This window comes from Nonomuraea purpurea, assembly GCF_042650645.1.
Classification (GTDB): domain Bacteria; phylum Actinomycetota; class Actinomycetes; order Streptosporangiales; family Streptosporangiaceae; genus Nonomuraea; species Nonomuraea purpurea.
Genome location: NZ_JBHSBI010000012.1, coordinates 286546 through 308261 on the forward strand (window position 1 = coordinate 286546; position 21716 = coordinate 308261).

Annotated in this window: 14 protein-coding genes; 7 read left to right on the forward strand and 7 right to left on the reverse strand. The window is 71.8% G+C overall.

Annotation, left to right across the window (positions count from 1 at the left end; translation table 11 throughout):
- The first annotated feature begins 33 nt into the window (after positions 1-33).
- From ACFOY2_RS24960 to ACFOY2_RS24980, 5 genes are all read left to right on the forward strand, one after another.
- Complete coding sequence (locus ACFOY2_RS24960) at positions 34-1077, forward strand: DUF917 domain-containing protein (RefSeq protein WP_379530501.1); 1044 nt, start codon at positions 34-36, stop codon at positions 1075-1077.
- Between the two features lie 8 nt (positions 1078-1085).
- Positions 1086-3251, forward strand: a complete 2166-nt coding sequence (locus ACFOY2_RS24965) for a PucR family transcriptional regulator (RefSeq protein WP_379530502.1) — start codon at positions 1086-1088, stop codon at positions 3249-3251.
- An 81-nt stretch (positions 3252-3332) separates the two neighbouring features.
- Complete coding sequence (locus ACFOY2_RS24970; protein ID WP_379530503.1) at positions 3333-4181, forward strand: metallophosphoesterase family protein; 849 nt, start codon at positions 3333-3335, stop codon at positions 4179-4181.
- A gap of 65 nt (positions 4182-4246) precedes the next feature.
- Complete coding sequence (locus tag ACFOY2_RS24975) at positions 4247-4828, forward strand: ArsR/SmtB family transcription factor (protein ID WP_379530504.1); 582 nt, start codon at positions 4247-4249, stop codon at positions 4826-4828.
- Between the two features lie 37 nt (positions 4829-4865).
- On the forward strand, positions 4866-6152 hold the full coding sequence (locus tag ACFOY2_RS24980) for an MFS transporter (protein ID WP_379530505.1): 1287 nt from the start codon (positions 4866-4868) through the stop codon (positions 6150-6152).
- A 70-nt stretch (positions 6153-6222) separates the two neighbouring features.
- Here the strand turns inward: ACFOY2_RS24980 and ACFOY2_RS24985 are convergent, their stop codons facing one another.
- The 5 genes from ACFOY2_RS24985 to ACFOY2_RS25005 are packed head-to-tail and all read right to left on the reverse strand — an operon-like array spanning position 6223 to position 14926.
- Entirely contained in the window at positions 6223-10251 is a 4029-nt protein-coding gene (locus tag ACFOY2_RS24985) for a glycoside hydrolase family 2 TIM barrel-domain containing protein (protein ID WP_379530506.1), read from the reverse strand.
- Complete coding sequence (locus ACFOY2_RS24990; RefSeq protein WP_379530507.1) at positions 10245-12065, reverse strand: glycoside hydrolase family 2 protein; 1821 nt, start codon at positions 12063-12065, stop codon at positions 10245-10247. The genes ACFOY2_RS24985 and ACFOY2_RS24990 overlap by 7 nt, the downstream gene beginning before the upstream one ends.
- A gap of 37 nt (positions 12066-12102) precedes the next feature.
- Entirely contained in the window at positions 12103-12954 is an 852-nt protein-coding gene (locus tag ACFOY2_RS24995; RefSeq protein ID WP_379530508.1) for a carbohydrate ABC transporter permease, read from the reverse strand.
- On the reverse strand, positions 12951-13877 hold the full coding sequence (locus tag ACFOY2_RS25000) for a carbohydrate ABC transporter permease (protein WP_379530509.1): 927 nt from the start codon (positions 13875-13877) through the stop codon (positions 12951-12953). The genes ACFOY2_RS24995 and ACFOY2_RS25000 overlap by 4 nt, the downstream gene beginning before the upstream one ends.
- Complete coding sequence (locus ACFOY2_RS25005) at positions 13874-14926, reverse strand: LacI family DNA-binding transcriptional regulator (protein ID WP_379530510.1); 1053 nt, start codon at positions 14924-14926, stop codon at positions 13874-13876. Before ACFOY2_RS25005 ends, ACFOY2_RS25000 begins: the two co-directional genes overlap by 4 nt.
- A 148-nt stretch (positions 14927-15074) precedes the next feature.
- Here ACFOY2_RS25005 and ACFOY2_RS25010 point away from each other — a divergent pair, with 148 nt between their 5' ends.
- The gene (locus ACFOY2_RS25010) at positions 15075-16532 is read left to right on the forward strand and encodes an ABC transporter substrate-binding protein (RefSeq protein ID WP_379530511.1); all 1458 of its coding nucleotides are present in this window, start codon (positions 15075-15077) and stop codon (positions 16530-16532) included.
- Positions 16533-16546: 14 nt separating this feature from the next.
- Complete coding sequence (locus tag ACFOY2_RS25015) at positions 16547-18034, forward strand: sulfatase-like hydrolase/transferase (RefSeq protein ID WP_379530512.1); 1488 nt, start codon at positions 16547-16549, stop codon at positions 18032-18034.
- A 10-nt stretch (positions 18035-18044) separates the two neighbouring features.
- Here the strand turns inward: ACFOY2_RS25015 and ACFOY2_RS25020 are convergent, their stop codons facing one another.
- Both ACFOY2_RS25020 and ACFOY2_RS25025 read right to left on the reverse strand, forming a co-directional pair.
- Positions 18045-19682 (reverse strand): hydantoinase B/oxoprolinase family protein, encoded by a 1638-nt coding sequence (locus ACFOY2_RS25020; protein WP_379530513.1) that lies wholly within the window; start codon positions 19680-19682, stop codon positions 18045-18047.
- A complete protein-coding gene (locus tag ACFOY2_RS25025) occupies positions 19679-21703 on the reverse strand; it encodes a hydantoinase/oxoprolinase family protein (RefSeq protein ID WP_379530514.1) in 2025 nt (674 codons plus the stop codon). The genes ACFOY2_RS25020 and ACFOY2_RS25025 overlap by 4 nt, the downstream gene beginning before the upstream one ends.
- Positions 21704-21716: the final 13 nt, after the last annotated feature.

Sequence of the window (21716 nt, forward strand, 5' to 3'; positions counted from 1 at the left end):
ACGTCGTGTCGGCGAAGGGACGGTGACCGGGCCGTGAGCGTTGGCGGGCGGGTGATCGATCGGGGGGAGCTCGGGCGGCTGTCGGCAGGGGCGCGGTTGTTCGCGACCGGGGCGACGGAGTCGGCGCACACCCTGGCGCTCGACTGGGCCGGCTCGGTGCTCGGGGCGGGGGTCGGGCTGGTCACCGCCGAGGAGCTGGACCCGGGGACGTTGTGCGTGGCCATCACTCTGGCCGGCTCCACGACCGCGCTGGGGGAGCAGTTGCCGCGCGGGGACGAGCCGGTGCGGGCCGTACGAGCCGTGGAACGCAGGCTCGGACAGCGGGCCGGAGCGATCGTGGCGCTGAACCTGGCCGCGGAGAACGCGCTGCTCCCGCTCATCACCGCGGCCGAACTCGGGGTGCCGATGGTCGACGGTGACGGGACGGGGCGGGTCTTCCCGCTGGTGGAGCAGACGACGTACACGCTGGGCGGGGTGAGCCCCGCGCCGCTGGCGCTGGCGGGCGCGTCAGGCGAGCTGGTGGTGCTTGAAACGGCGCCCGACCGGGTGGAGGAGCTGCTGCGTCCCGTGGTGCTGTCGCTCGGCGGATGGGCGTTGGCGGCGTGCTACCCGATGACGGCGGGCGAGCTGGCCGGGGTGCTGGTGCCGGGGACGGTGAGCCTGCTGCTGAGGGCGGGCGTGCCGGGCGCGCCGCGGTCCACGGCGGCCCCGTACGGTGTGCGCACACTGTGCCAGGGGCAGATCCTGGCCGTGGAGGGCAGCACCGGGCACGGGGCCGACCTGGCGCTGCCGTCGCTGCCGTCGAGCATCGTGGTACGCGAGTCGGAGGGGCTGCGGCGGCTGGTGCGGCTGGAGGCGCACAACGAGATCGTGCTGGCGCTGGCGGACGGGGCGGTCGTGGCGATGGCGCCCGACCAGATCTGCATGATCTCGACCGACGACGGGATGGTGGTGGACGTGGACAAGGCGGGGCCCGGTCAGGAGGTCGAGATCATGGTGGTGCGGGCGGCGCCGGTGTGGCACACCGACGAGGGGCTGGCGTTGGGCGGGTTGCGCGCGTTCGGGATCCCGCTGTGATCGGCGGGATGCGGACACCCGGCTGGGAGGCGCCTGTCACGGTGGCCGAACTGGTCAACGCCGGGCCGCTGGCGGGGGCGCGAATGTACGGCACCGGCGAGAACCCGGTGCGTCAGGTGCGCATCGTGGACGAGCTGTCGGTGCTCGGATCGGTGGCGCCGCACACGGCGGTGGTGCTCATCGGGGCGGCGGCCAGCGGCGGGTGGGCGGTGGAGATGGCGATGCGCCGTGCCTGGGAGCAGGCGGCGGCCTGCGTGATCGCCCCGTCGGGCGGGTCGAGCGAGGGGTCAGGAGAGGTGCTGGCCGAGCGGCTCGGCGTCACGTTGATCTTCGTGGACGAGGATCCGCTGATCGTCGCGGTCCGGGTGGCGTCGGCCGCCGCCCGCCCTGACGCGGCCCGCACCCAACTCGTCGCCCGCTGCGCCACCCGGCTGGCGGAGGCGGGGCCTTCGGCGCGGCGGGTGCTGGGGGTGCTGAACGCGGAACTGCCAGGCACGGCGGTGGCCCTCCTCGACCGCTACGGCCACCACACGGCCGGCCGCCAGAACCTCGGCCGCCACCCGGAAACCACCCCCGGCCATCACCCAGGCCGCCCGGAAACCACCTCTGGTCGTCATCCAAGCCACCCGGAGAGCGCCTCTGGTCGTTCGCCGGGTGAGCCGGGGAGCACGCGTGGCCATTCACCGGAAGTCTCTCTGGCCGCCGAAGGAACTGAGACCGCGACCTCCCACATCGGTGAGAGCCGCAGCGCAACCCGGCCCACGCCCGAGGGTGGGGCTCACGCGCGGCCGTCGGCCGAGCCCACTCCCGAGGCGCGGCCTGGGGCGCGGGGTGTCTCCGGAGCGCGGTCGACAGTGGCAGGCGCGCACGGAGCCCGGCCCGGTTCGGAGGGCGAGCCGCACACGGGGGCTGGGGCCGAGGGGGTCGGTGGTGCGCGGTGGTCGGCTGAGGTGGAAGTGCTTGGGCCCGATGGTGTGCTGCTGGGCACGTTGGTGGCCGTCGGCTCGTCCAGGTCGCCCGGCTGGCCGTCGGTGGTGCGTACCGTGCTGGAGTTGGCGGTTGCCCCGCTGACCGCCTGGGCCGCGCAGGAGCGGCTGCGGGCTGCGGGTGACTTCGCCGTGCAGACGGCTCTCGCCGAACGCCTCCTCGCCGAAACCTCCGCGATCCAGGAACCTCCGCCAGCTCAGACGCCTGCCGGGACCCCCGCAGCTCCAGGAGCCCAGACAGCCCCGGAGCCCCAGACAGGTCCGCAGACCCCGGCAGCCCCGCAGACTCCGGCAGCCTCGAAGACCCCGGCAGCTCCGGAGACTCCGACAACCTCGAAGACTCCGGCAGCCCCGAAGACCCAGACAGCCTCGGACACCCCGGCAGCCCCGGAGACGTCGGGCACGCGCGCATCGGGCACTCGGGGGTCGGGGATTCAGGCGTCGGTCATTCGGGAGGCGCAGGGGGCAGTGGAGGCGCGGGGAACCCGGGAAGGGACCAGGACCTCGGGTGCTCAGGAGGTGTCGGGAGTCGTGGGGGCGGGGGAGTCCGAGGTGGTGGCGGGGGCTGTCGCGCTTGGGTGGTCCGTGCGCGGCCCGCTCACCGCCTATCAGGTCCGCCCGATCGTGGAGGCCGACGACGACCCGCTGGCCCAGACGCTCATCACCTCCGCCCTCGGCCAGGTCCCCGTGCTGCGCCGTGGCAACGGCTGGGCGGGCTGGACGGCGGTGGAGCCGGGCAGGCTCGCGGAACGGCTGGAACGCTGCCTGGAGACCCTGCCGTGGCCGTGCGCGGCCGGGGTGGGCGCCAGGGTGGAGGGGCTGGCGGCGGTGCGGGAGTCGCTGCTGGGCGCCGAGGCGGCGGCGTTCGTGGCAGGGGAGGGGACGGTGGCGCGGGCGGACCGCATGGGCCCGGCCGAGCTGCTGAGCGCGCTGCCCGCGAGTGTCCTGCGGGCCCCGGCGGCGGTGGTGCTCAGGCCGCTGCTGGCGGTCGACAAGGACGGGACGCTGCTGGAGACGCTGGCCGCCGTCCTGGACGAGGGCGGGGCGCTGAAGGCGGCGGAACGGCTGGGCGTGCACCGCAACACGATCACCACCCGCCTGGACCGCATCAAGTCGGCGGGCCTGGACCTGGACGACGCCACCACCCGCCTGGCCCTGCAACTGGCGTGCCATGTGATGCTGCGCTGAGCGCGTCCGTGTCATGCTCGTCTCACCCTGGGAAAGCGCCGCCAAAAGCCAAGGCGGTCACCCGAGAAGGAGGCACGCCTGTTGGACGGCCACGCCCCGCAGCGCGAGAGCAGACTGCTGGCGGTCAGCGACCTGCATGTGTCGTACCCCAAGAACAAGGCGATCGTGCGCGAGCTGAAACCCGCCAACCCCGGTGACTGGCTGCTGGTCGCGGGGGACGTCGGCGAAAAGCTGGAGGACATCGCCTGGACGCTGGGCCTGCTGGCGGGCCGCTTCGAGCGGGTCGTCTGGGTTCCCGGCAACCACGAGTTGTGGACCACCCAGGGCGAACCGCCGGAGTTACGCGGAGTGTCCCGCTATGAGCGGCTGGTGGAGGTGTGCCGGGAGCTGGGCGTGGTGACGCCGGAGGACCCGTACCCGCTGTGGGAGGGCGCGGGCGGCCCTGTCCGGATCGTGCCGCTCTTCCTCCTGTACGACTACACGTTCCTGCCTCCGGGCTGCGCCACCAAGGAGAGCGCCCTTGAGTACGCTCACGGCACGGGGATCGTGTGCACCGATGAGTTCCTGCTGCATCCCGACCCGTATCCGAGCCGCGAGGCCTGGTGCAGGGCGCGCCTGGAGTTGACGGAGGGGCGGCTGGCGGAGGTGGCGGGCCAGGACGTGCCGCTCGTCTTCGTCAACCACTATCCGCTGGTCCGCGAGCCGACCGACATCCTGCGCTACCCCGAGTTCGCCCAGTGGTGCGGCACGACCGCCACCAGGGACTGGCACACGCGCTACCGGACCGCGGCGATGATCTACGGGCATCTGCACATCCCGCGCGAGACCTGGTACGACGGCGTGCGCTTCGAGGAGGTGTCGCTCGGCTACCCCAGGGAGTGGCAGCGCCGTCCGGGTGGGCGCGAGCTCCTGCGTGACGTGCTCCCCTAAGATTGCAAACAGTTCTTCGCGAAGAAGTCTTTGCGAAGAACTGTTTGCGGTTTAGGCTGCGCGACATGACCGATTCCCACGAGAGCGTGGTCGTCCTTGACGCCAAAGGGCTGCGTGCCCTGGCCCATCCGGTGCGCGTCCAGCTCGTCGACCTGCTGCGCAAACACGGCCCGTCCACCGCGACCCGGCTGGCCGAGCGGCTCGGCGTGAACTCGGGCACCGCCAGCTACCACCTGCGCAGACTCGCCGCGGCCGGGTTCGTGGAGGAGGACGCCGAGCGCGGCAACGCTCGCGAGCGCTGGTGGCGCTCGGTCCACGAGACCACCCGGCTCAGCGACGAGGACCTGTCGGACCGGGAGCCGGAGGCGGTGCTGGCCTACATGCAGTCGGTGGCGGCCCTGTACAACGTGCGCACCCAGCGGGCGTTGAACGAGATTCAGACGATGCCGCGCGAGTGGCGGCGCGTGATGGACCTGAGCTCGTTCGCGCTGCGCCTGACGGCGGAGGAGGGGCGTCGGCTGGGCGAGGAGCTGAGGGAGGTGATCGCGCGCTACCGGCGGGACGCGCCCGGGGTGCAGGCGCCGCCGGACGCGGTGCGGATCTCGCTGATCACGCAGGTCCTGCCCGAGTTCACGGAGGAGCCGTGACCGGCCGGGCTCTGTCCGAGGCCGGGGACGAGCCGTGATGCGCCCGCCGTCACCCGCCGAGGAGGGACGGTCGTTCCGGCCGCTGGCCGGGGTGCTCGCGGCCATCGCGGTGGCACTGACCGGGACGCGGGTGTCGGCCATCGCCCTGCCCTGGTTCGTGCTGGTGAGCACCGGCAGCGCGGCGCAGACGGGGCTCGTGGCGTTCGCGGAGATGACCCCGTACGTGCTGGTCAAGGCGCTGATGGGCCCGCTGGTGGACCGGATGGGGCCGCGCAGGATCTCGTGGCTGGCCGACGTGGTGAGCGCGGCGGGGGCCGGGACGGTGGTGCTGCTGCACGCGTTCGGCCTGCTGCCCCTGGGCGCGCTGCTCGTCCTGGTGGCGGTGATCGGCGCCGCCCGTGGCCCCGGCGACCTGGCCAAGCAGGTCATGATCCCGGAGGCGGCGGAACGCGGGCGGGTGCCGTTGGAGCGGGCCACGGGCTTGGTGGGCACGACGGAGCAGCTCGCGGGAACGATCGGCCCCGCGCTCGGCGGGGCGATGGTGGCGCTGCTCGGGCCGCTGACGAGCCTGTGCGTCAGCGCCGCCTGCTTTGTGCTGGGGTCGGCGGCGGTGGCCTGGGCCCTGCCGCGCGACATGGGCCACCGCCACACTCAGGTCGCGGGGGAGAAGGAGGGTTACTGGCGGCGGTTCGGCCAGGGGCTGGCGTTTCTGCGCGGCGATGCGCTGCTGCTGGCTGTCGCGGTCATGGTCGGGGTGACGAACCTGCTCGACGCCGCCTTCAGCCAGGTGCTGGCCCCTGTGTGGGCGAAGGAGTCCGGCCACGGGCCGGCCGTGCTCGGCCTGAACGCCGGCGCGCAGGGGCTGGCCGCCGTCGCGGGAAGCCTGGTGGCGGCGGCCGTGGCGCACCGGATGCGGCGCAGGCCGGTGTTCTTCATCGCGTTCCTGATCGCGGGGCCGGCGAGGTTCCTGGTGCTGGCCGCCGACCTGCCGGTGTGGGCGATGGCGGCGGTGTTCGCGGTGGGCGGGTTCGCGGGCGGGTTCCTGAACCCGATACTGAGCGCCCTGCTGTACGAGCGGGTGCCCACTCCTCTGCTGGGCCGGGTCAAGGCGCTGCAGGTCTCGCTGGCCTGGGCCGGAATCCCGCTCGGCGGGCTGCTGGGCGGCGTGGCGGTGACGGCCGTGGGCCTGGCGCCGGTGCTGGTGACGTGCGGGACGGCCTACGCACTCACCACGAGCCTGACCGGGCTGCGCCCCGAATGGCGGGAGATGGACCGATCGAGAGGGACCCCCGCGACCCGGCCGGACCTCCCGGCCGGGCGGTAAAGGAACCGCTCGGCCGCACCAGCGGGCCGCCGAAGCCTGGGGCGCGGTGGTGTCCGCGCCCCGGGCGTGCTCAGCCGGTGACGCTGCGTCCTTCGAGGCGGGCGATCTCCTGGGTGCCGGCGTTGCTGCGCAGGCCGGCGGCGTAGTGCCAGCCGTCCAGCGCGCCCGGCCGGGTGAAGTCGATCCGGCCTTGGGTCGTGCTCGTCATGATTTGGGACCAGCCCCAGCCGCCGCCGCGATCGACCCAGGTGCCGATCGTGTTGCCGTCCAGGACGAACGCCCATCGATCACCGGGCTCCAGGACCCCCGTGCCGCCGCCGGCGCTGGTGAGTTTGCCGTCGATCCTGATGTCGACGCCGTGCTGGCCCTTGATCCCGGTCCAGGCCATGACGTAGTTGCGCTCGTCCTTGACCAGCCCGTTGAACAGGGCGTCCTGCCCCTTGCCCGTGCCGGCCCACCTGCCGTGGTCGACGATCACCACCGCCCGGGAAGTGGCAGGTCCTGAGCGATGGGCGACCAGCCCGAAGTAGGCGCCCGTCCCCTGCGCCCGCAGACTGCCCGCGCCGAAGGCCAGCTGGGGTGACGCCTCGCCCGCCGACGGCTGGTGCAGGGTGTAGTCGGCGCTGGAGTCGGCGTCGAAGGCGTCGTCCACTCCGACCTCGGGGTAGGCGCCGGGGTCGAACGCGACCGTCGATCTGCTGATCGCCTGGATGGCGTGGCCGCCCCAGCTCGCGGTGGCGGTGAAGTCGGCGCTCTGGCCGGTCCGCACGGGCGATGCGGACCGCACGGTGAACGCGATGTGACGGGCTTGGCCGGGCTTCAGGGAGGAGATCGTGCTCGGCTCGGCGCCGGTGGCGGTCCAGCCCTCGGGGGCCGCCAGCCGCACCTGGACGTTCCCCGCCGCCTTGGCGGTGTCGTTGACGACCGAGACGAGGACCGTCCCGGTGCCGGTCGCGGGGGAGATCGCGGCCGGAGCCTGGTACACCGACAGGCGGGAGTCGACGGCGCGGAACCGTGGACGTTCGTCGGGCACGGAGACCGGGCCGCCGACCAGCGCGGGCGGCGTGCCGTAGCGGCCCGAGCGGACGCCGAAGATCGACAGCCCGCCGCCGTCGGAGGCGAAGCGCAGCTTGACGGTGCCCGCGTCGCCGAGCTGTTTGGCGGTGATCGGGAGAGCGAGGCGGTATCCGTACCGGTTGCCGAAGTCACCCACGAGGGAACCGCGGGATCGCCCGGCCAGCGCCGTCGGACCGTGGGGGTCGTCGGGCAACTCGACCGCCGGCAGCGCGGCGCCGTTGACGGACACGGTCAGGCGGGTGGGGAAGCGGCGGGCGGTGGTCACGTTGTTGGGGTCGTACCAGCCGCGTGCCTGGGCGGAGGCGACCTCCGCGACCAGGGTCGCCCGGCCCTTGCGAACATCCTGCGGCACCTTGACCTCGTAGTCGAAGTAGCCGCGGCCGTGGCCGGTGACCCAGTCCGAGCCGCCGGTGGTCCGGGCCTGGGCCCCGCCGGTCCACTCCTGCGCGGTGACGTCGCCGGGGGAGAAGCCGCCGTCCGGGACCGAGGTGTCGAAGGTGAGGTAGTTCTCGCCCGAGGTCTTGCCGCCGGCCTCGAGCCAGATCCACACGTACCCGCTCCGCAGCCGCTCCGGCACGGTCACCGACACGGTTCCGGCGTCGGAGACGGTGTAGCGCGCCGGGGCGACCGGACGCGAGCCGCCGCCTGCGGCGTCGGCGATCCAACGGCCCTGGTCGTCGTAGCCGCCGATCTTCCAGCGGAGCTTGGCCCTGGACAGGTCGCTGTCACTGAAGTGGCTGACCTTGACCGGGACCTCGATCGTGCCGCCGCGCTCCACGCCGCGCGCCGAGGTGCCCATGAGCGAGATCGCGTCGTCGCCCTGGAACATCTCGATGCCGCGGGGCCGGCCTTCATGGTCGACGAACTCCGGCTGGTTCGGCTGCCGGTCGAAGGTGACCGGGCTCTGGACCTCCTGCTCCGTCTCGGCGATCTGGACGCCGACGTAGCCGTTGAGCTTGGGGTAGGCGCGGAAGAGCCCAGCCGTGTGGGGGAACTGGCCGGACCTGATGGCGAACTCGGAGTTGAGCCAGGGCTGCCCGCTCTGGGCTCCGGCGTTGAAGTTCCAGGTCGAGCCCGGCTTGACCTGGGCGTCGAACCCGTCCAGGAGCTTCTTCCACTCCTCGTAGCCGGCCAGGTACCAGTGGAAGTCGTTGAGGTCGGTGTCCTCGAGGTGACCGTTCTGGCAGCAGGCCGAGTTGTCGACGATCAGCCGGGACGGGTCGGCGTCACGTGCGACCTGCACCATCGCGCGCACGTACGGGAACGCCTTGGCCGGGATCGGCTGCTGCCACGGCTCCTCGTTGATCCCCCAGGACTCGTTGAAGATCGTCCAGATCACGATCGACGGGTGGTTGTGATCACGCTGGAGCGTGGCGCGCAGCAGGCCCTCGAAGAGTCGTTCCGCCTCCGGGCCCAGGGAGTGCCAGCCCGCGTTGGGCAGGTCGTACCAGATCATCAGGCCGAGCTTGTCCGCCCAGTGGTAGTAGGCGGGCTCGTTGACCTTGAGGTGGTTGCGGATGACGTTGAACCCGAGCTTCTTGGCGTTCTTCAGGTCGAGCAGGATCGATCCTCGGCCGGGATCGGCCTCGGTCCCGGTGCGCAGGTCGGGACCCGCGCCGACCCCGGTGTAGGTGTACAGGCCCCACGGGTTGTAGCCCTGGTCGAGGACGCCGCGCAGGTAGACCGGCCGGTTGTTGAGATGGATGTACTGGTACTCGCCGGTGTGGCCGGGGGCCCATTTGCGCTCGATCGTCCGCATCCCGAAGGTGGTCCTGACGCCGTCGTCGTCGCCCAGCCGGATGTCGGCGGTGTACAGGGCCGGATCGTCCGGCTCCCACAGGCGCGGGTTCCTGATCGGGATCGTCGCGCTGCCCCTGCCGTCGTTCAGGGGGACGTCGGCGGTGCCGACGACCTTCCCGCCGGGGTCTTTCACCTTCACCGTGGCGGTCGTCGCCCCGCCGTCGGCGGCGACGTCGATTTTCGCCGCCGAGGCGGACGGCGTGCGCGCGTCCGCCTCGAAGGTCAACTCGGGGGTCACCCGCGTCTGGGTGAGGCGCGCGCCGGCGTACGGCTCGATCCACACCGACTGCCAGATGCCGCCGACGTCGGTGAACCAGCCGGTGTCCGCGCCGGCGGGCTCGCCCGTCTGCTTGCCCTGCGGATACGGCGAGTCGGGCGTCGTCGGCGGCGCGACCACCCGGATCGTCACCGTGTGGGTCGAGCCGGGAGCCAGCGACCCCAGCCCGGCGCTGATCTCGGTGTAGCCGTCACCGGAGTAGGGCAGCACCGGCCTGCCGTCGAGCCAGACCGCCGCACCCCAGTCGGCGGCCCCGATCCGGAGCCGCACCTGCCCGGAGAAGTCCTTGGGGACGGTGAAGGAACGCCGGTACCAGACCGTTCCCCGGTAGGAGGCGAAGGCGCTGCGGAAGATCTCCTTGGTCGCCAGCTCCTCCTCGCCCCAGGCGGCCAGCGACTGGTAGCCGAACGGCACCCGGATCGCCTTGCCGAACGGGTGACCCGGCTCGTACCACCGCTCGCGCTCCCCGACGTCGCCGGGGTCGAAGTCGAAGGACCAGGTGCCGTTGAGCGACAGCCACGTGTCGCCGGTGAACGGGCGCCGATCGGCGTCAGGGCGCGGGTACTCCGTCCTGGCCGGCTCGTCAGGCCTCAGCTTGAGGGTGAGCGAACCTCCCACGGTCGCCGAGGCGAAGGCGTAGCCCTCCTTGGCCGCGACCACGAGGGCGCTGCTGTCGGGCACGCCGGCCAGGGAGAAGGTGCCGTCGCCCGCGGTCGTCGCGTGGACCGCGGACCTCGAGGCGTGCACGCCGGCCCCCGAGATCGGCGTGCCGTCACGGGCGTCCACGACCCGGCCGCGCACCTCGATCGTCTTGCCCCGTGCGGGGCTCGCCGCCGTGGGCGGGGGTTCGGCGGAGGCGAGCGCGGGGGCGGCCGTGGACAGCAGCGTCAAGACGGTGACCAGTCCGACGGCGAACGTCCGCCGCTTGTTCGCGATGGTTAACATTCCTCGGTCTCCGATCGAGCCTGCTCGATGGCGGCCGGACGGAGTTGTGCCGCGCGGATCCGCGAGACGTCCAGCTTGGTCGAACGGTCGAAGCGATAGATCCCGTTCTGTTCCTGGAAGACGTCGGTGAGCTGGGTGTAGCAGTAGCCGAACATCCGGGGGTCGTCCAGCAGGACCCCGACCAGGCCGGCGAAGCGAACCTGGAGCTCCTCCTCGCTCGTGGGGCGTTCGCCGTATCCCCAGGAGTACTCTTCTGGGCGCGCGTCCGGGTTCCACCAGATGCCGCCGAACTCGCTGCAGAAGTACGGCTGTCCCTGGTAGGGCACCGACCAGGCGGTGCCGTCGGGATCGGCGTTGACGTACGGCGTCCCGTCGGCCAGGCCCGCCATCAGCTTGCCGAACACCTCGGGGTCCTGCTCGTAGCAGTGCGAGTCGTAGACGTCGGCGCCGGGAACCCGGTGCGCGTAGCCGGAGGCGTCGACCACCGGGCGGGTGGGGTCGGCGGCCTTCGTGGCCAGGTACATGCCCTGGGTGACGTCGTCGAGCACGGTGATCTGGTCGTGCAGCCGCTGCCAGGTCTCATTCAGCGGGCACCAGCCGACGATGGAGGGGTGGGAGTAGTCGCGCTCGACCGCCTCCACCCACTGGGTCACGAACGAGGCGGTCGGCTGCTGGTTGTCGCCGGGCGGCCCGAAGACGTTGGCCCCCCAGTCCCCGAACTCGCCCCAGACCAGGAAACCCGTCCGGTCGGCGTGGTACAGGTACCGCTCCTCGAAGACCTTCTGATGCAGCCGGGCGCCGTTGAACCCGGCGGCCATGGCCAGCTCGATGTCGCCGAGCAGGGCCTCGTCCGTGGGCGCGGTCATCAGGCCGTCGGGGTAGTAGCCCTGGTCGAGGACGAGCCGCTGGAAGCGCGCCCGGCCGTTGAGCAGGACGGCGTGGCCGTCGATGGCGACCGAGCGGAGCCCGGCGTAGCTCGTGGCGGTGTCGAGCACGGCGCCGTCGCCGTCGAGCAGGTCGATGCGCAGGTCGTACAGGTGCGGATCCTCGGGGGACCACAGCCGGACCCGCTCGTCCGGCAGCGGCAGCCACACTTCGGCGGCCAGGTCGAGGTCGGCGCGCGCCTGCGCCCGCGCGAGTTCGCCGGCCTGGTCCGAGACCGTCACCCTGACCTGGTGCCCGGCGCGGTTGGCCGAGACCGGCACGGTGATGCGGAACGCCGACGCCGCGACGTTCGGCGTGATCTTCGGCCGGCCGAGGTGCGTGGCGGGCACGGGCTCGCACCACACCGTCTGCCAGATGCCGGTGGTGCGTCCGTAGTGAGCGCCGCGCCCCTCGAAGGTGACCGCCTGCTTGCCCCGCGCCTGCGGACCGCCGCGGGGGTCGCGGGCGCGCACGACCACGGTGTAGGTGTGCGCGGGGTCGGCCGCGTCGGCCAGATCGCAACTGAACGTGGTGAACCCGCCCCGGTGCCGGCCGGCTTCGACCCCGTCCACCCACACGGTGGCGTCGTGGTCCACCGCCTGGAAGTGCAGCAGCACCCGCTGCCCTGCCCACTCTTGCGGCACCCGGACGGTGCGGCGATACCAGACGGCGGAGTGGAAGTCCGGGTCGCCGATGCCGGACAGCGACGATTCCGGGCAGAACGGCACGACGATCTCGCCGGTCAGGTCCCGGTCGAGCAGGCCCCGCTCCAGCCCGGAGTCACCGCTATCCCTCTCGAACTGCCAGGTTCCGTTGAGGCACTGCCACTCCGTGCGGACGAACTGCGGACGCGGGTACTCCGGACGGGGGACGGCGGAGATTTCAGGCACGATGCTCACTTTCTCGTTGGAGTTGGGCGGAAGAAGGTCAGGACTTGACGGCACCGGCGATGCCCTCGACGAAGTACCGCTGCAGGACGACGAACAGCGCCACGACGGGCAGCAGCGAGATCGTCGCCGCGGCGGCCATGCCCGACCAGTCGGTGGTGTTCTCGCCGACGAACGCCAGCATTCCGACGCTGACGGTGCGCAGGTCGGGCCGGGAGAAGGTGAAGACCAGCGGTAGGAAGAACGCGTTCCAGGTGGACAGGAACGTGAGCACGGTGACCGTGGCCGTCACCGGCTTGGCCAGCGGCAGCATGATGCGGAAGAAGACGGTCATGAACCCGGCGCCGTCGATGAGCGCGCTCTCGGCCAGCTCCTTGGGCAGCCCGCGGAAGTACCCGACATAGAGCAGGATCGCCGCCACGTTCGCCGCGCCCGACATCGCCAGGATCATGCCGGTCAGCGAGTTGAGCATGCCGAGCCGCTGGGACAGGTCTACCACCGGGATGATCGTGTACCCGGACGGCACGAACAGCGTGGCGACCAGCACCCCCATGATGATCTTGCGCCCGCGGAAGTTGTGGCGGGCCAGGGCGTAGCCGGCCATGGCGCACCTGACGACCACGACCACCACCGTGCACACGGTCACGATCACGGTGTTGAGCAGGTACTTCCCGAACTCCGCTTCGACCCACGCGCGCTCGTAGTTGGCCCACACCGGGTCGCCGGGCAGCAGGTCGAGCCCCTTGGTGAACACCTCGGCCGACGTCTTCAGCGACGCGGAGACCATCCACAGGAACGGGTAGATCCACAGCAGGCAGCCGATCGCCAGCGCGGCGGCGGCCAGCCACCAGGGCAGCCGGCGCAGCGCCTTGTTCCACGTGATCGTGCTCATGCCGCCCTCCTGGTCCGGCGCGCGGCGCGAACCGCGAGCAGTTGCAGCAGCCCGACGAAGCAGACGAACAGGCCGAACAGCACGGCCGCCGCGGAGGCGTAGCCGAGCCGGGGGATCGTCCCGGCGAAGGCCCACCGGTAGATGTAGACCTCGATCACCTCGGTCGAGTAGAACGGGCCGCCGTTGGTCATGGTCAGGACGAGGTCGAAGACCTGCAGCGACGCCTCGATCGACAGCAGGGTGATGATGACCAGGAAGGGTTTGAGCAGGGGCATGGTGATGTGCCGCAGGATGCCGAACGCGCCGGCGCCGTCGAGGCGGGCCGCCTCGTACACCTCGTTCGGCACGGTCTGCAGCGCGGCCAGCCAGTAGACCAGGGTGATCCCGAACCACTTCCACACGTACACGGCGATCGTGGTGCCCAGCGCCGTCGAGGACTGGCCGAGGAAGTCGATGCCGTCCGGCGCCAGACCGACCTCGCGCAGGGCGAGGTTCACCGGGCCGCTGGCCGGGTCGAAGACGAACTGCATGACCACGCCGACGATCGCCGTGGTGGTGACCACCGGCAGGAACAGCGCGGTACGGAACAGCTTGCGCAGCGGCATGCGGGGCGAGTTGAGCAGGATCGCGACCAGCAGCGTGACCAGCACCTGGAGCGGCACCGCGACGACCATGAACGTCAGCGTCAGCCGGAAGGAGCTCCAGAACATCGGGTCGGCGAGGACCTCCTGGTAGTTGGCCACGCCGATGAACGACCGGCTCGTGTCGAAGCCGTTCCAGTCGGTGAGCGAGTACACGTAGCTGCCGATGATCGGGTAGACCGTGAAGGCGCCGTACAGCAGCACCGTCGGGGCCAGGAACAGCCAGACGTACCCGGTGCTGCGCGCCCGCGCTTTCGACGCGGAGGGGAGTGCGAGCGTCATCGGCGCGCCTCGGGGGCGCTCTGCCCGGGGACGCCCGTGGTGCTCTGGTCGATCACCAGCCGCCACGGCGCCTCCAGATGGACGGGCGGGCTCTGGTCTGCCTCGATGCGCTCCAGCAGGCGGGTCACGGCGAGCTCGGCGATCCGCTCCTTGTCGGGCGCGACGGTGGTGAGCGCCGGATTGGCGAAGCGGCCCTCCTCGATGCCGTCGAACCCGACGACGGCGACGTCCTGCGGCACTCGCAGCCCCCGCGACACCACCGCCCGCATCGCCCCGACGGCGAGCAGGTCGTTGTAGCAGAACACCGCGTCCGGCGGCTCGGCCAGGTCGAGCAGCTGCTCCATCGCGAGCCGGCCGTCGTCGCGCTGGTAGCGCCGTACCCGTACGGTGAGCTCGGGCCGGAGGGGCAGGCCCGCCTCGGCCAGCGCCTGCTCATACCCGTCGGACCGGTGCGCCGAGGTCTGCCTGCGTGGCGGGGCGGCCTCCGACCGTGGCAGGTGGGGCACGCCGATGGCGGCGATCCGGGTGCGGCCCAGCGAGATCAGGTGCGCCGTGGCGGCGCGGGCGGCGGCGGTGTCGTCGATGGAGACGTGGTCCACGCCCTCCACCCGCATCTCGCCCAGCATCACCGCCGGGCACCTGCCCGCCCAGCTGCGCAGCTCGTCCTCGGTCAGGCCGAGCGGGCTGAAGATGAACCCGTCGAACAGGGCCGAGCGGTCGCGCCGCATGACGATCTGCCGCTCCCGTTCCGCCACCCCCTCGGTGCGGTCGATGAGCACCGTGTACCCGCGCTCCTCGGCCTGGTCCACCACGTGGGCGGCCAGTTCGGTGAAGTACGGCACGTCCAGCGGCAGCACGAGGGCCAGCAGGTTGGAGCGCCCCCGGTTCAGGCTGCGCGCGGCGAGGTTGGGCCGGTAGTCGAGTTCGTCCAGGGCCCGCTGCACCTGAGCGCGGGTCTCCTCCGACACGTAGGCGAAGTTGTTCACGACGTTGGAGACGGTTCGCACGGAGACTCCGGCCAACCTCGCCACGTCACGTTGTGTCACCACAAGTCGTTCACATCCTCCAGTCGCAAGCCGATGACACTGAGTTCGAGAAGAGTCTTGCCGCGCGGCATGCCGCGTGGCAAGAATGAATTTGCCACGCGGCAACAATTTTTTACGAGACGTTCACGGCCGCGGGTGAAAGGCAGGACCGATGACCGCGATGACTCGGCGGGGATTCCTCGGCGCGGCGGGCACTCTGGCCGCCGTGGCGGCGACCGGCGCGTGCGGCGGAGGCGGTGGCGGCGGTGCCGGAGGCGGCTCGCTGACCTGGTGGGATCACCAGAACCAGCTGCAGAAGGCGAAGGCGGACATCTTCGCCACGTTCGCCAAGAGCCCCGGCGGCGCCCCCGTCCAGTACACCTACTACAACCCGGCGAAGATGGGGCAGGCGCTGCAACTGGCCAAACAGAGCAACCAGCTGCCGGACGTCCACTCCAACGCCGGGCTCGGCAAGATCCCCCCCGCGGCGCTCATCGCCGCCGGATGGGCGCAGCCGCTGAACCTCGGCGAGGAGGCCAAGGCCCGGGTCCAGGACACGCTCATCGAGGGCATACACGTCTTCGACGGCAAGATCTACGCCTTCCCCATCTTCAGCCACCAGGTCTACGTCGCGGCGTCGTGGTTCAACACCGAGCTGGTCACGCGCGCCGGGCTGGACCCGCAGGCCCCGCCCAAGACATACGACGAGTTCCGGGCCGCGGCCCGGACGGTGCAGAGCAAGAGCGGCGGCCAGTCCTACGGCTGGGTGTGGAACATCGGCCTGCCGGAGCGGCTGGGCGATCAGGTCCACGACCTGGCGCAGGCGGCCGGGTTCGAGGGCGGCCTCGGCCTGCGCTACGCCACCGGCGAGTACGCCTTCCACGCCGACGAATACGTCGACGTGATCGAGTTCCTGGTGTCGCTGAGCCGGGACAAGCTGCTGGTTCCGGGGGCGAACTCCTGGACCGACGACGTGGCGCGCGCCCGGTGGACCGCCGGGGTGGCGGCGTACTACTTCGACGGCCCGTGGTGCCCCGGCGTGGCGCTGCAGAGCACGCCCGACTTCGCGGACAAGCTCGGCGTGGGGCCGATCCTGGTGCCCAACGCGGGCGACACCGTGGCCACCTACCATGAGCCGCAGCCCGGCGAATACTGGTTGTCTCCTGGAAGCAAGCACGCCGCGGCGGCGAACAAGCTGCTCGGCGAGCACTTCACCACGGAGGACTACTCGCGCCGGGTCGCCGAGACCATGTCGCAGCCGCCCCGCGACATCGCCGTCGTCGAGCAGACCCAGGCGCACCCCGCCTACAAGAAGCTGATCTCCTGGTTCCAGGAGAGCGTCTACCTCGCTCCCATGCCGGTCGCCGGCAACAAGGACGTCCAGCGGGTGCAGGTCGAGTCCAAGCCGGTCACCCCCACTCTCGGGGACATCGTCCAGGGCGCGTTCAGCGGCGACGTCACCGACGTCCGCGCGGCGCTGACCAAGCTGTCCAGCGACAGCGCCAAGCAGCGGGACGCGGCGATCGCGGCGGCCAAGAGCAAGGGCGCGCAGGTCAGCCTGGACGACTACGCCTTCCCCAACTGGAAGCCGCGCACGGACTACAGCACCTCGATGTACAAAGAGCGCTAGCGGAGGCCCTTTTCGTGAACCGACCCAACATCGTGCTGATCATGACCGATCAGCAGCGTGCCGGGTGGACGGCCGCGAGCGGCTTCCCCCTGGACACCATGCCCTTCCTCGACGAGCTGATGGGCGGCGGCACCCAGTTCCAGCGGGCCCACACCACCTCCCCGTTGTGCGTGCCCGCCCGGGTCAGCCTGCTCACCGGACGATACCCCTCCGCGCACCGGGTGCGGCAGAACAGCGCCGCGGCGCACGTGCTGCGCGGGGCCGACCTGGTGGACGTGCTCCGCGACGCCGGCTACGCGCTGCACCTGGCGGGCAAGACGCACTTCTACCGGCAGCCCGCCGACTTCGACACCTTCGCCGCACCGTACTGGCACGATCGTGGCCCGTCCGGCGCGGCGACGTCCGATCAGGTGCGGTTCGAGCAGTGGCTCGGCTCGCTCGACCACTCGGTCAGCCACGAGCCGACGCCGTTCCCGCTGGAGTGCCAGTTCCCGCACCGGATCGTCTCCGAGGCGATGAACGCGATCGATCGCACGCCCGGCGACCGGCCGTTCTTCACCTGGCTGTCCTTCCCCGAACCGCACAATCCGTACCAGGTCCCTGAGCCGTACTTCAGCCTCTTCGACCCGGAGGAGGTGCCCGAGCGGCTGGCAGGGCCCGACGGCGCCGCGCGCAAGGGCGGCACCTACACCTGGCTGCGCCGGCTGGTGGAGGAGAAGCGGCCCGGCTACGACGCCGAGTGGCGGCGCTACCGCGCCAACTACTGCGGCATGCTCCGGCTCATCGACGACCAGCTCCGCCGGTTCTTCACGCACCTGCGCGAGCGCGGGCGCGAGGCGGACACGCTGGTGTTCTTCGTCGCCGACCACGGCGACTACACCGGCGACTACGGTCTGCAACGCAAGGGCGCGGGCATGCCCGAGTGCCTGATGCGCATACCGTTCGCCGCGGCGGGGCCGGGCGTTCGGGCCATGGACAACCGCACCGACTTCGTCTCGCTCGCCGACCTGTTCCCGACGCTCTGCGACGCCCTCGACGTCGAGATCCCGCCCGGCGTCCAGGGCCGCAGCCTGTGGCCCATCCTCACCGGGCGGCCCTACCCGGCCGAGGAGTTCGCCACCGGGTACGGCGAACGCGGCTTCGGCGGGATGTCCTACGACGTCGACGAGCGCCCCGCGCTGCATTTCCCCTACGAAGGCCGCACGTTCGACGAGCTCAACACCGTCACCCAGTCGGGGACCACGGTGATGCTCCGGCGGGCGCACTGGAAGCTGCTGCTGGACGAGCGCGGCACCGGTGAGCTCTACGACCTGGACGCCGACCCCGCCGAGCTGGACAACCGCTACGACGACCCCGCGCTCGCCGGGATCCGCGCCGAGCTCACCACCGATCTGGCGCGCTGGATGATCCGCGTCCGGGACGACCTGCCACAGGCGGCCTACACGCTCAAACGCGCACCGCACAACTGGCGACAGGCCGGCCCCCTGCAGCCGCTGCCCTGACGGTCGCGCGTCATGGCATGCCGGCTGTGGTCATCCCCTGGGCCAGGTCGGCGGCCAGCGCGGCGGGCGAGCGCCGGTGCGCGGCCCCGTACCCGCCGCCGCCTCCCGACTCGCACCGCAGCACGTCGCCCGCCCTGACCGGCAGCGCGTTGACCTTGAGCATCTCCCGCTCGTCCGCCCGCCCCGGGTTGAGCCTGACCCGGGGCGGGGCCCCGGCCCGGCCGCCCGCCAGGCCCCACGCGGGCGTGACCGACCGCTCGAACCACAGCGACAGGCAGGCCTCCCCGCAGAACTCGTACTCGCGCACCACGCCGTTCCCGCCGCGCCAGCGGCCCGCGCCGCCGGTGCCGGGCCGGATCTCGTAGCGGGTGACGCGCACGGGGAACAGCGTCTCCAGCACCTCGATCGGCATGTCGCGCAGCGCCCCGTTGACGTTGTTGATCAGGCAGCTCTCGCCGTCGCCGCCGTCCCATGCGCCCCAGCCGCCGACGGTGGCCTCCTGGGAGACGTACAGCTTGCCGGTACGCGGGTCCGTCCCGGTGAACTGCACGATCATCGAGTCGCCGTAGGAGGCGGCGGCGACCTTGCCGGGCAGCACCGGCGCCAGCGCCTTGACCACCAGGTCGATGAGCAGCCCCAGGTGGGAGTAGTAGTACTGGCAGGCCGCCGGCGACTCGGCGGCCAGCATCGAGCCGGGCCGCGTGGCCACCGACAGCGGGCGGAAGGAGCCCCCGTTCAGCGGCACCTCACCCGAGACCAGCAGCTTGTAGCCGACCCGGACCGCGGCCACAGCCTGGGCGGCGCCGCAGTTGACCGGCCCGAGCGCCTGGTCGGCGCAGTCGGTCAGGTCCACGTGCATCGACTCGCCCGACACGGTGATCGTCACGTTCACCGGCAGCGGCGTGGCCAGGTCGATGCCGTCGTTGTCGAGGAACCCGGACGCCCGGTAGACCCCGTCGGGGATGGCGGCGATGGCCGCGCGCTCCATGCGCTCGGTCTGGGCGAAGATCTCGTCGCGGGCGGCCAGCACCGTGTCCAGGCCCCAGCGGGCGACGATCTCCTTCAGCCGGCGCTGCCCCGTCATGGCGCAGCTCACCTGGGCCCGCATGTCGCCGAGCGTGGCGTGCGGGAAACGCACGTTGCCGGCGATCACCTCGTGCAGGTCACCGCAGGGCTGCCCGCCCGCATACACCTTGACCGGGCCCAGCCGCAGCCCCTCCTGGAAGATCGACGTGGAGTCCATCGACCCGCCGGGGTCCTTGGAGCCGACGTCCAGCCAGTGGGCGCGCGAGGCCGCGAACCCGGCCAGTTCCCCGTCCACGAAGATCGGCCCGTAGACCGTGACGTCGTTGAGGTGGGTGCCGCCGATGTAGGAGTCGTTGAGCACCCACACGTCGCCCTCCTGCCACACCTGGCGCCCGAAGCGGCGCTCGGTCTCGCGGGTGACCACCTCCAGGTTGCCCAGGAAGATCGGCAGGCCGGACGACTGGCCGAGCACGTTGTGGTCGCGGTCGAGCAGCGCGACCGCGCAGTCCTTGGCCTCGTAGATGACGGGGGTGTAGGAGCTGCGGATGAGGGTGGTGTTCATGTCCTGCGCGGCCTGCAGGAGCGCGCATCGGATGATCTCGGTCGTGACGGGGTCGATCACAGGTTCACCTTCAGGATGAGGAAGCCGTTGTCGTCGACGGTGGCCAGGCAGCCGGGAGGGATGACCGTGGTCGCGGTCTCCTCGACCACGATCGCGGGCCCGGTCAGCTCGCCGTCGAGGGCCGAGCGCCGCAGGACGGGCGTGCGGTGCACGTCCCCATCGAAGATCACATCGCGGACGTCCTGCGCCTCCTGCCCGGGAGCGGACGGGGGCGCGGCGGCGGCGCGGGGGAAGGAGCCGAACCCGGTGCTGCGCAGCATGACGAACTCCACCGGCGCCTCGGGGGTGGCGTGGCCGTAGCGGCCGGTGTGGGCATCGGCGTAGCGGGCCGCGATGGCGGCCAGGAAGCCGGGTTCGGCGGGCTCGGCGGCCTCGCGCAGCGGGATGGTCAGCGTGTAGTCCTGGCCCGCGTACCGCATGTCCACGGCGTGCTCGATGCGGCGGCGCGGTTCGGGGACGCCCTGCCCGGAGAGCGCGTCGAGCGCTTCGTCCTCCAAAAGGGCGAAATTTCGTGCCATTTCGGTGCCGTCGAGCGTCTCCTGCGGCCGGAAGTACGGATGCGTCAGATCCCTGCGCACCTCCGCCTCCAGCATCCCCCACGCCGAGAACGCCCCGGGGAAGCGCGGCACCACCACCTCGGAGATCCCCAGCTCGCGCGCGATGAACGCCGCGTGCATCGCCCCCGCGCCCCCGAAGGCCACCAGCGCGAACTCCCTGGGCTCCACCCCGTGCTCCACCGTCAGCGTGCGGATCGCCTGCGCCATCTTGGCGTTGGCCACCTCGCAGATGCCCTCGGCCAGCATCAGCGGGTCGAGCCGCAACTCCTCGGCCAGCGTCGCGACCGCCATGCCGGCCGCGTCCACGTCCAGCGTCATCTGCCCGCCCGCGAACCAGGTCGGATCCACCCGCCCCAGCACGACGTTCGCGTCGGTCACCGTGGGCCGCACACCGCCCCTGCCGTAGCAGGCGGGCCCCGGCACCGCCCCGGCCGACTCGGGCCCGACGCGCAGCGCGCCCACCTCGGCGTAGGCGATGGAGCCGCCCCCCGCGCCGATCGTGTGCAGGTTCACGATCGGCATCAGCACGGGGTAGCCCTCCACGCGGGCCTCGGCGCTGAGGTCAGGACGGCCGCCGACGACGAGCGAGACGTCGAAGGACGTGCCGCCCATGTCCACGCAGATCACGTTCTCCCTGTTCAGCAGGCGGGAGGCGGCCACGCCGCCCATCGTGCCGCCCACCGGGCCCGACAGCAGCGTCTGCAACGGCCTGCGCATCGCGTGCGAGGCGTTGACCAGCCCGCCGGAAGACTGCATCACGTGCACGGGCACCGCCAGGCCCCGCTCGGCGAAGCGCCGCTCGACCCTGGACAGGTAGCGGCGCACGACCGGCCCCGTGTACGCCTCCAGCACCGCGGAGGACGTGCGCTCGTACTCGCGCCACTCGCGCGCCACCTCGTGCGAGAGCACCACCAGCACGTCGTCGCCGAGCTCGGCCCGCAGGATCTCGCCCGCCCTGATCTCGTGCGCCGGGTCGGCGAAGGAGAACAGCAGGCACACGGCCACCGCGTCGAACCCCTCCTCGCGCGCCCGCCGGGCCGCCTGCCGCACGGACTCCTCATCGAGGGGGACGAGCTCGCCGCCCCGGTAGTCCAGCCGGCCGCCGACCTCCATGACGTCCTGGCGCGGCACCAGCGGCTCCGGCTTGCGGTAACGCAGATCGAACATGCGTTCCCTGTTGCCTCTGGCGATCTGGTACACGTCCCTGCCGCCCCGGCTGGCCAGCAGCAGCGCGCGGGCGCCCTTGCGTTCCAGCAGCGCGTTGAGGCCCTGCGTGGTGCCGTGCACGAAGAACGAGATGTCCGCGGGGTCGGCCACCACCCGCCCGAGCGCGGCGAAGACGCCCTCGGCCAGGTCCTGCGGGGTGGTGGGCGCCTTCGAGGCGGTCACGGCACCCGTCCGCTCGTCATAGCAGACGACGTCGGTGAAGGTGCCGCCGATGTCCATGGCGACGCGATAGCTCATGCCGGAACGGTAT

Coding starts and splice junctions, on each gene's coding strand:
- ACFOY2_RS24985 (WP_379530506.1), bottom strand. CDS start 10,251: ATGTTAACCATCGCGAACAAGCGGCGGACGTTCGCCGTCGGACTGGTC.
- ACFOY2_RS25025 (WP_379530514.1), bottom strand. CDS start 21,703: ATGAGCTATCGCGTCGCCATGGACATCGGCGGCACCTTCACCGACGTC.
- ACFOY2_RS25010 (WP_379530511.1), top strand. CDS start 15,075: ATGACCGCGATGACTCGGCGGGGATTCCTCGGCGCGGCGGGCACTCTG.
- ACFOY2_RS24980 (WP_379530505.1), top strand. CDS start 4,866: ATGCGCCCGCCGTCACCCGCCGAGGAGGGACGGTCGTTCCGGCCGCTG.
- ACFOY2_RS24965 (WP_379530502.1), top strand. CDS start 1,086: ATGCGGACACCCGGCTGGGAGGCGCCTGTCACGGTGGCCGAACTGGTC.
- ACFOY2_RS24975 (WP_379530504.1), top strand. CDS start 4,247: ATGACCGATTCCCACGAGAGCGTGGTCGTCCTTGACGCCAAAGGGCTG.
- ACFOY2_RS25000 (WP_379530509.1), bottom strand. CDS start 13,877: ATGACGCTCGCACTCCCCTCCGCGTCGAAAGCGCGGGCGCGCAGCACC.
- ACFOY2_RS24995 (WP_379530508.1), bottom strand. CDS start 12,954: ATGAGCACGATCACGTGGAACAAGGCGCTGCGCCGGCTGCCCTGGTGG.